Here is an 8,786-nt window from a genome sequence, read left to right as displayed (position 1 = left end):
GCCTGGGGCGCGGGCGGCACGCTGCGCGACGACAGCGACCGGATCGCGGCGCTGGTGGCGTGGCTGGTGCGGGGGGCGTTCTTTGCGGTGCTGCTGCTGGGGGTGGTGGATGCCACCATCAGCTTCCTGCGGGTCGAGGGGTGGCTGCGCCCGCTGGTGGGTGACGCGCTGGCGGACAATCTGCGCCAGTCGGCCTGGCGGGGGCCCTACGTGCACATGCCGCTGGCCGCGCTGGGGTTCGTGATCGCGCTGTTCACCCGCACGCTGGGCTTCATCTGGCTGGCGCTGCTGGTGGTGGCGGCGCAGCTGGCGCTGGTGATCGGGCGCTTCGTGTTTTCCTACGAGCAGCCGTTCATGTCCGACCTCGTGCGGCTGTGGTACGCCTCGCTGTTCCTGCTCGCCTCGGCCTTCACGCTGGTGGAGGAGGGGCATGTCCGCGTCGACGTGTTCTATTCCGCCATGAGCGTGCGGGGAAAGGCGCTGGTCAACGGCATCGGCTCGGTGGTGCTGGGCATGACGATGTGCTGGACCATCCTGATCCTCGGCACCGCCACGCAGGCCTCCACCCTGATCGGGCCGTTCCTGCGGTATGAGCAGGGGCAGCAGACGTACGGCATGATGACCAAGTACATCCTGGCCGTGGCGCTGGGTGTGTTCGCGGTGACGATGCTTCTGCAATTCGCCAGCTATGTGCTCAAGGCCGCCGCCGACTGGCGCGGCGAGCCCGAGCCCGACGCCCGCCCCGAGGGGCAGGCCATGACCGCGGCGGAGTAAGCGCACATGGAATTCCTGTTTCTCGTCCTTCTTGTCGGGCTGATGATGCTGTCGCTCGGCCTCGGGTTTCCGGTGGCCTTTGCGCTGCCGGGCGCGGCGATCGTGACGATCGGGCTGGCGGCCGGCTCGGGGGTGCTGTTCGCGGGCGACAGCACCGCCTATTTCATGCACGGCTCGGCCATCGAATGGCTGTCGGCCGGCGTCACCAACTTCCGAGGCATCTACTGGGAGGCCGACCGGGATACCCTGATCGCGATCCCGCTGTTCGTGTTCATGGGCATCATGCTGCAACGCTCCCGCATCGCCGAGGAGCTGCTGGTGACCATGGCGCGGCTGTTCGGCGCGCTGCCGGGGGGGCTGGGGATCTCGGTCATCGTGGTGGGCGCGCTGCTGGCGGCGACCACGGGGGTCGTGGGCGCCACGGTGGTGGCGATGGGCCTGATCTCCTTGCCCGCGATGATGCGCAACAACTACAGCCAGCCGCTGGCGACGGGGACGATCCTTGCGTCCGGCACGCTGGGCCAGATCATTCCGCCGTCGATCGTGCTGATCATCCTGGCCGACCAGCTGTCCTCGGCCGTCGATCAGGCCGGGCAGCTGCGCACGCAGCTGTACCGAGAGTCCACCGGCGCGTTCTCCATGCCGTCGGAGCTGGGCGTCAGCTCCACCAGCGCGGGTGACATGTTCATGGGCGCGCTGCTGCCGGGGCTGATCCTGGTGGCGCTCTATATTTCCTTCGTGCTGATCTATGCGCTGATCCGGCCGCAGAACGCCCCCGCCGTCGGCTCGGGCGAGGTGATGGACGCGGCGTTCTGGCGTTCGGTCGCGGTGGCGGTGCTGCCGCCGCTGGTGCTGATCCTGCTGGTGCTCGGCTCCATCCTGGCGGGGGTGGCGACGGTGACGCAGGCCGGTGCGGTGGGGGCTGCCGGGGCCACGGTGATGGCGGGCTACAAGCTGCACACCGGGCCGGGGCGGTTCGTGCCCACGCTGCTGGCGCTGGGCGCGGTGCTGGCGCTCGGCATCCTCAGCCAGAACTATAACCTCAACGTCCGCCAGCTGGACCAGAGCGGCGCGCACGGTGCCGTGGCGCTGGCGGGGCTGGCGACGGCGGTGCTGGTGCTGGCGCTGGTCTGGAGCACCTGGCGCACCTTCAAGGTCGACGCGACCCTGCGCGGCGTGATGGTGGAGACCGCCAAGACCTCCTCGCTGGTGTTCATCATCCTGCTGGGGGCTGCGATGCTGATCTCGGCCTTCCGCGCGTTCGGGGGCGAGATCCTGGTCAAGGAGTTCCTGACCGGCCTGCCGGGCGGGTTCTGGGTGCAGTTCCTGCTGGTGATGCTGGTGATCTTCCTGCTGGGGTTCTTCCTCGACTTCATCGAGATCGCCATCGTCGTGGTGCCCATCGTGGCCCCGATCCTGCTGATGAACCCCGAGGCAAACGTGAGCGCGGTCTGGCTTGGGGTGATGATCGGCCTCAACATCCAGACGTCGTTCCTGACACCGCCATTCGGGTTTGCGCTGTTCTATCTGCGGGGGGTGGCGGCGGCCTCGGTGCGCACGATCAACATGTACAAGGGGGTGATTCCGTTCATCGCCCTTCAGTTGACGGCGCTGGGGATCGTGGGGTTCAATCCGCAGCTGGTGAACTGGTTGCCCGCGCGCGTGTCGCTCCTGTCGGAAAACGCGCCGCCGCCGCGCAACCCCGGCCTTCAGGTCTGCGTGGAGGCGATGACCAGCCGCCAGCTGGCCGAACAGGCCCCGCTGATCCGCGAGCGTATCGCCGCCGTGCGCGCCGCCGATACCGGGATGTTGCCGGCACGCCATGACCGCCCGCTCCGGCAGGCGCTGGACGGGATGGAGGAGAGCTTCGGGCTGATGGCCGCGTTCGACGCCGCCACCGCCGCGATCGAGGCCGCCACCCCGGACTATCGCCCCCTCCACCGCGAGGTGTCGGCGATCAACGCCGCGGTCTCCAACCTCGATACCCGGATCGCGCGGTCGCAGGCGCGCTTGCGCAACTATCGCGGCGATGACCCGGACATGGTGGCCGAGCGTGCGGCGATCGAGGCCGATATCGCCGCGATGCGCGAGGAACAGCAGGTGCTGCGCGACAGCGTGCCGGAGCGCTGGGAGGCCGCGCAGGACGCCTTCCAGGCGCTGGTCGCCGACGAGCAGCAGGCCCGCATGGCCTTCCGCCGCGCCGCCGAGCCGTCCTATACCGCCGTGTCCGAGTTGGCCGCCGAGATCGCCGCGGCCGACGCCGTCGCCGCGCTGCTGCCCGAGGTGGAGGCGCTGCCGCTGCGCGTGGCGACCGCCGATCCCGAGGACGTCGCCGCCGAGGTGCAGGAGCTGGAGCGCCGACTGCTGGGCGTGGCGGGTCAGGGGGAGCTGGCGTCCGCGCTGTCGGGCCTGCGCCGTGCCCTGACCGGTCGCGGCGCCTCGCCCGAGGCCGCGCGCACGGCCGCCGACGAGGCCGTCGCGGTGTTCGAATCCGAAGCCGCCTGGCGCAGCGCGGCACAAGACCCGCTGCAGCAGCCGCTGACGGCATTGGAGGCCGCAAGCCGCAGCACCCTGGGCCTGCGCCTTCAGGACCGCTTTGCCCGAGCCCAGGCGCTGGAGGTCGCGCGCTGTGTGGCCACTCACCGCGACGTGTCGCTGCGCTTCTGAAGCGCCGACCGCACAAGGCGAAAGGGGGGCCGCCGGGCCCCCCTTTGTTCATTCCGTGGTGCTGTGGTCCGGCCCGCTCAGTTGCCCGGCTGCGGCAGCGCGCTGTAGCCCGCCGTGAAGCCATTGAGCGACAGCGACAGCGCCACCGGCTGGTCCGGGGCCGCGACCGAGGCGATGGTCACCGTCGCCTCGGTGCCGCGGCGGAAGCTTTCGACCATCGCCGCCGTCAGCCCGATCTGGGCGTAGCAGCCGCTGACGTCGCAGAACAGGAACGGGTACCGGCGCGCGGTGCCGCCATCGACGCTGATGGAGATCTGCTGCGTGAGCACGGTGCCCAACGGGGTGATCATGTTGGCGCCGGCCACGGCCTCGCCGCCGGGGGGCAGCGGAAAGATGGTGATCTCGGCCACCGGGCCGCCTTCGGAGTCGGTCAGCAACTGGGTCAGCCCGCAGGGGTCCGAGCCGTCGGGCACGCGCTGGCACAGCTTGGTCCAGTCGCCGAATTCCTCGGCGACATAGGTGTCGCCCATGCCATCGGTGACTTCCTCGCCCAGCGGCAGACCGGTGCCGGGCAGCAGCGCGTCGCCATCCTGGGCGAAGGCGCCGCCGACGGGCGACAGGGCCAGCACGGCGGCCATGGCGAGGGGGGACGCGAATCGGGTCATCAACGGTCGATCCTTCGGCTTGGGACATGCGTATGCGGGGGTTCTAGCATGGGCCGCCCCCCCTGTCAGGCGGCTTCCATCATGTCTCGCACCGGTGTGAGGGGGCTTCCGGCAACAGGAAAGGGCCGCCCATGACGGCCCTTCCCAAGCGCTTGTTTTGCTCCCTGTCGGACCGGCCGACCTTTGATATTCCGGACGTTACGGGCTGCCCCCCGATGCGTCAACCTGTAATCGGGACAGAGGAATTCGCCCGCGCGGACGCTCCGCCCCGGCCGGTCGGCATGGAAAAAGGCCGCACCCGAGGGTGCGGCCAGTTCGACAGGGAGGAAAACGCCGACGGCCCCTTGAAGCCGCCCACACCGCAAGGGTCGCAGGGAATGGTTAATGGCGCGTAACCACGGCGCGCGGTGGTCACAACCGGCGCAGGCGCAGCAGCGTCAGGCGATTGTCCTGCCGCTCCACCACTTCGAATCGGAAGCCGTGAAAGCTGAAGACCTGCCCCTCGGAGGGGATGGTCTGCGCCTCGTGGATCACAAGGCCCGCGATGGTGTTGGCCTCGGCGTCGGGCAGGTCCCAGTCGGTGGCGCGGTTGAGGTCGCGGATCGTGACCGCGCCCTCCACCAGATAGCTGCCGTCGTCGAGCGCGCGCATGGGTGCGGGCGTGTCGAGGTCGAACTCGTCCTCGATCTCGCCCACGATCTCCTCGAGGATGTCCTCCAGGGTGATCAGCCCCAGCAGCGCGCCGTATTCGTCGACCACCAGCGCGAAATGGCTGCGCCGGTGCAGGAACTGCTCCATCTGTTCGTCCAGCGGCGTGGTCTCGGGCACGAAGTACGGCGCCCGCGCCACAGCCACGACGTCCAGCGCATCCAGCGCGGCATAATCCCCGTCCGCCTCGCGCAGCAGCCGGTCGGTCTCGCGCCACAGATCGCGGATGTGCAGCACGCCGACGATGTTCTCGGCCTCGCCGCGCCACACCGGCAGCCGCGTGTGGCTGGAGGCGATGACCTGCGCCACGATGTCGGCGGGGGCGGCGTCGGCGTCCAGCATCTCGATGCCCGAGCGGTGGCGCATGATCTCCTCGACCGTGCGATCGGCCAGGTCGAGGGCGCCCATCAGCCGGTCGCGGTGTTCCTTCTCGACCGTGCCCTGGGCGTGGCCCAGCGCCAGGGTGCCGGCGATCTCCTCGTGCAGGGACAGGATGTGCGTGCCGGGATCGGTGCGCACCCCGAACAGCCACAACAGCCCCCGCACCAGCGCGCGCACCACCCCCACCACGGGCGCGAACAGCCGCACCACCAGCGCGATGGGCCGCGCGACCAGGCTGGCGGCGGTTTCGGGGTTGGTGATGGCATAGGTCTTGGGCAGCACCTCGGAGAACACGAGCACCAGCGCGGTCATCACCAGCGTCGCCACCGCCACCGCCGAATCGCCCAGAACCCGCGTGAACAGCGCGGTGGCCAGCGACGCGGCCAGGATGTTGACCATGTTGTTGCCCAGAAGGACCGCGCCGATCAGCCGCTCGCTGTCCTCGGTCAGGCGCAGCGCGACCTGGGCGCCGCGCGATCCGCGGTCGGCCTGTGCGCGCAGCTTGCCGCGCGACGATGCCGTCAGCGCCGTTTCGCTGCCGGAAAAGAACGCAGACAGGATCAGAAGCCCCAGGATGATCGCCGCGGTGATCCAGAAGGACGCTTCGAGGAGGGCGGGGTGCAGTTCCAGTTCCATGGGCCTGTCGGTTTGCCGGGAGGCCGACGTTATGCCGTGCCTCGGGGTGGGATCAAGCGCCGTGATGGCGCGGGGGGCGGTCGGTCGGATCGGCGTCGGGGGCCGCGCCGCCGGTGTCTGTCACGGCGTCGGCTTCGGTGGCGAGGGGGTGGTGCTCCAGCACGGTGCGCCGCAGCCGGTCCTCCAGCACATGGGTGTAGATCTCGGTGCTGGAGATGTCGGCGTGGCCCAGCAGGGTCTGGATCACCCGCAGATCCGCGCCCCCCGCCAGCAGATGCGTGGCAAAGGCGTGGCGCAGGCGGTGCGGGCTGACGCGATCGGGCGGCAACCCCGCGGCCACGGCAATGTCCTTGAGCATGGCGTGAAAACCGCCGCGCGTCAGATGCCCGGTGCGGCCGCGCGCGGGGAACAGGAACCGCGACGGCGCCCGGGCGCAGGTGCGCGCGCTGTCCTCGGCGGCCTCGCGCTCGGCCACCCAGGCGCGCAGCGCGGCGCGTGCGGGGCGCGACAGCGGCACCAGCCGCTCGCGCCCGCCCTTGCCGCGCACCAGCAGCATCTCGGGATCGCCGCGCGCGGCCGCCAGCGGCAGCGACACCAGCTCCGAGACCCGCAGGCCGGTGGCATAGATCATCTCTATCAGGCAGGTGGTGCGCGCCCGTTCGGCCTGGGTGCGTCCGTGGGCGCGGGCGGCCTCCATCAGGCGGCTCACCTCGTCCTCGGCCAGGGTGCGCGGCAGGCGGCCGGGCCGACCGGGGCCGCGCAGCTCGGCCGCCGGGTCGGTGTCGCGCCAGCCCTCGGACCAGGCAAAGCGATAGATCTGGCGGATCGCCGACAGCCGCCGCGCGCGGGTGGCCCGCGCCAGCCCCTGCGCCTCGCAGGCCACCAGATAGGCCTCGATCTCGGGGCGCCCGGCATGGCCCAGCGTGGTGCCGCGCCGGGCCAGCCAGTCCGCGAAGTCCCGCAGGTCGCGGCCATACGCCAGCAGCGTGTTGCGCGCCGCGTCCCGCTCGGCCGCCTGCGCCTCCAGAAACCCGGAGATCCAGCGCGCGGCCTCGGCGGTGGGCGTGGGGGCGGCGGCGGTCATCCGCGCCGGTCCAGCAGCAGCAGTTGCAGCGCCGCGCGCCGCGCGATGCGGTCCTGTCCGGCGGCGCGCAGCGCCCGCAGGCCCTGTGCCACAAGGCGCGGGTCCTCGATCCCGCTGCCCTGCAACAGCGCAAGGCCGTGCAGAAGAACCTCGCCGTGCCGCGAGTCCGCCAGCAGCCGGGCGGTGTCGGCGTCGGGCGCGGCCGTCAGCCCCTCGGCGATGGCGGCGGGCATGGCGCCGGGGGGCAGGGGCGTCGCGGTGTCCAGCCGGTCCTCGGCGATGGCGGCAAGGAAGCCGTCGCGCCGGGCCGCGCCCGGCAGCGGCGGCGGGGCCGGTGCGGGGTGCCCGCCAAGCAGCGCCATCCGCCAGGCCAGCGCCGCGGCCTCCGGGTCCAGCGCCAGCCCGTCCAGGCGATCGGCCATGAGCGCGGCCAGCGGCGCCTCCAGCTCGGCCTCGGCCATCGCGGACCAGGCGCGCGGCAGCGCCGCGGCCACCGCCTCGGGGGCCTGTGCGACCAGTGCTGTGTCCAGCGCCTGCACGGCGGCCACGCGGTCCCACACCCCGCCCGAGGCCGCCGGGACCCGTTGCGTGTACAGCCCCAGCAGCCGGTTCGGCGTCAGCGCCCCGGCGCGGGCCAGCCGCTCGGCGGCCTCCAGCCGGGATTTCCAGCCCGCGCTGCTGCCCAGATCGGCGTGGGCAAAGGCCAGCGGCAGCTGCGCCGTGGTCCCCCCTTCGCCCAGCGCATCCAGGATCTGCCACATCAGCGGCGTGGGCTGGGCCACCGGCGCCGGGCGGCCCGCGTCATACGCCGCCTCGGGATCGAGGAAGCGTGCCAGCGCGCGCCGCAGGGGGGGGGCGATCTCCTGCGCCTCGGGGCCCGAGAGCAGCGCCTCGGCTTCCTCCCAGGCGCCGGCGCGCGCGGCGCAATAGACGCGCGCGGCCGGGTCGGCCACCAGCGTCGGGTCGGCGCGCAGCTGCACGCAGGCCGGTCCCGCATCCCCCGACAGCAGCAGCATGTCGAACCAGCGCGCGAACAGCGCGGGGTCGGTGGCCGGGCCCGCCGCCTCCACCAGCGCCAGCGCGGGTTCCAGCGCGCCGAACGCCATCAGCCGGTCGAGGCGCGCCTCGAACAGCGCGCCGCGCCCCTCGGCGTCGCGGGGCGGGTCGAGTTCGGCCACCAGAAGCGTCAGGATCAGCCCCTGCAACGCCGGCAGGGTCTCGGGCCCCAGCGCCGACAGCGCCTCGGCCAGGGTGGCCGCGGATGTCATGCCCCACAGCGCGCGCGGCAGCCCGGCCCGATCGGCCGGCAACAGGCCCAGCGCATCCGTGGTCGGCCCATCCAGCGGTGTCACCGTGATGTCGCCGATCTGGCGCGGCGGGGCGGGCTGGCCCGGCTGGTCGGGCGCGCGCGGGTCCGGGGCGGGCTGGGTGGCAAGCGGCGCCTCGGTCGCGCGCGACAGCCAGTCGATGGCCGACAGCGGGCCCTCCTGCGCGCGGGCCTGCTGCGGGATCACCGGCCCCAGGGCCAGCCCCGACACCAGGGCCAGCCCCGCGACCAGGGTCGGCTGCGTGCCGCGGCGCCTAGCGGCCATCCAGCACCACCGGGCGGCGCACCTCGGCCTGGTCGGGCGACAGATCGCCCATGAACGCATACCCCGCCACCGCGAGCACCCCCAGAATCGCCAGATACACCAGCCCCCGCAACAACCGCCACTTCATCCTGCCCCGCCTTCTGCCTGTCTCGTGCCGCCCCGTTCCGGCCGTCGTGCCGGTGTCCGTGGGTCCTTGTGGTGCATTCTATATGGAAACTGTCGCGGGTTCACGCCATGCAGGGGGCCATGGAAGGTTTCGGTTTCGGGGGGCGCGCGCAA

At 72.0% G+C, this 8,786-nt stretch carries 7 protein-coding genes; 2 read left to right on the top strand and 5 right to left on the bottom strand.

Annotated elements, in window-relative coordinates:
* Together CCR87_RS06445 and CCR87_RS06440 are read left to right on the top strand one after the other, a co-directional pair.
* Positions 1-774, top strand: a 774-nt coding sequence (locus CCR87_RS06445) for a TRAP transporter small permease subunit (RefSeq protein ID WP_201156737.1), incomplete at its 5' end; no start/stop codon positions are given.
* 6 nt (positions 775-780) lie between these two features.
* Positions 781-3,441: a TRAP transporter large permease subunit gene (locus CCR87_RS06440; protein WP_201156736.1), complete on the top strand. Its 2,661-nt coding sequence runs from the start codon at positions 781-783 to the stop codon at positions 3,439-3,441.
* A gap of 77 nt (positions 3,442-3,518) precedes the next feature.
* Here the strand turns inward: CCR87_RS06440 and CCR87_RS06435 are convergent, their stop codons facing one another.
* From CCR87_RS06435 to CCR87_RS06415, 5 genes are all read right to left on the bottom strand, one after another.
* Positions 3,519-4,106: an invasion associated locus B family protein gene (locus CCR87_RS06435; RefSeq protein ID WP_201156735.1), complete on the bottom strand. Its 588-nt coding sequence runs from the start codon at positions 4,104-4,106 to the stop codon at positions 3,519-3,521.
* Positions 4,107-4,517: 411 nt separating this feature from the next.
* Positions 4,518-5,831 carry an HlyC/CorC family transporter gene (locus CCR87_RS06430; protein WP_201156734.1) on the bottom strand — a complete coding sequence of 438 codons (1,314 nt, stop codon included), beginning with the start codon at positions 5,829-5,831 and terminating at the stop codon, positions 4,518-4,520.
* Positions 5,832-5,883: 52 nt separating this feature from the next.
* Entirely contained in the window at positions 5,884-6,915 is a 1,032-nt protein-coding gene (locus tag CCR87_RS06425) for a tyrosine recombinase (protein WP_201156733.1), read from the bottom strand.
* On the bottom strand, positions 6,912-8,507 hold the full coding sequence (locus CCR87_RS06420; RefSeq protein WP_201156732.1) for a hypothetical protein: 1,596 nt from the start codon (positions 8,505-8,507) through the stop codon (positions 6,912-6,914). Before CCR87_RS06420 ends, CCR87_RS06425 begins: the two co-directional genes overlap by 4 nt.
* Complete coding sequence (locus tag CCR87_RS06415) at positions 8,497-8,634, bottom strand: hypothetical protein (protein ID WP_201156731.1); 138 nt, start codon at positions 8,632-8,634, stop codon at positions 8,497-8,499. Before CCR87_RS06415 ends, CCR87_RS06420 begins: the two co-directional genes overlap by 11 nt.
* Positions 8,635-8,786: the final 152 nt, after the last annotated feature.

Source organism: Rhodobaculum claviforme (assembly GCF_016653255.1).
Taxonomy (GTDB): Bacteria; Pseudomonadota; Alphaproteobacteria; order Rhodobacterales; family Rhodobacteraceae; genus Rhodobaculum; species Rhodobaculum claviforme.
The sequence above is the reverse complement of the archived record's forward strand: the minus strand, read 5'-3'. Positions and strand labels throughout refer to the sequence as shown.

Excerpts from the sequence above, each read along its gene's own strand:
- CCR87_RS06440 (WP_201156736.1), top strand. The coding sequence starts at position 781 with ATGGAATTCCTGTTTCTCGTCCTTCTTGTCGGGCTGATGATGCTGTCG.
- CCR87_RS06435 (WP_201156735.1), bottom strand. The coding sequence starts at position 4,106 with ATGACCCGATTCGCGTCCCCCCTCGCCATGGCCGCCGTGCTGGCCCTG.
- CCR87_RS06430 (WP_201156734.1), bottom strand. The coding sequence starts at position 5,831 with ATGGAACTGGAACTGCACCCCGCCCTCCTCGAAGCGTCCTTCTGGATC.
- CCR87_RS06425 (WP_201156733.1), bottom strand. The coding sequence starts at position 6,915 with ATGACCGCCGCCGCCCCCACGCCCACCGCCGAGGCCGCGCGCTGGATC.
- CCR87_RS06420 (WP_201156732.1), bottom strand. The coding sequence starts at position 8,507 with ATGGCCGCTAGGCGCCGCGGCACGCAGCCGACCCTGGTCGCGGGGCTG.
- CCR87_RS06415 (WP_201156731.1), bottom strand. The coding sequence starts at position 8,634 with ATGAAGTGGCGGTTGTTGCGGGGGCTGGTGTATCTGGCGATTCTGGGG.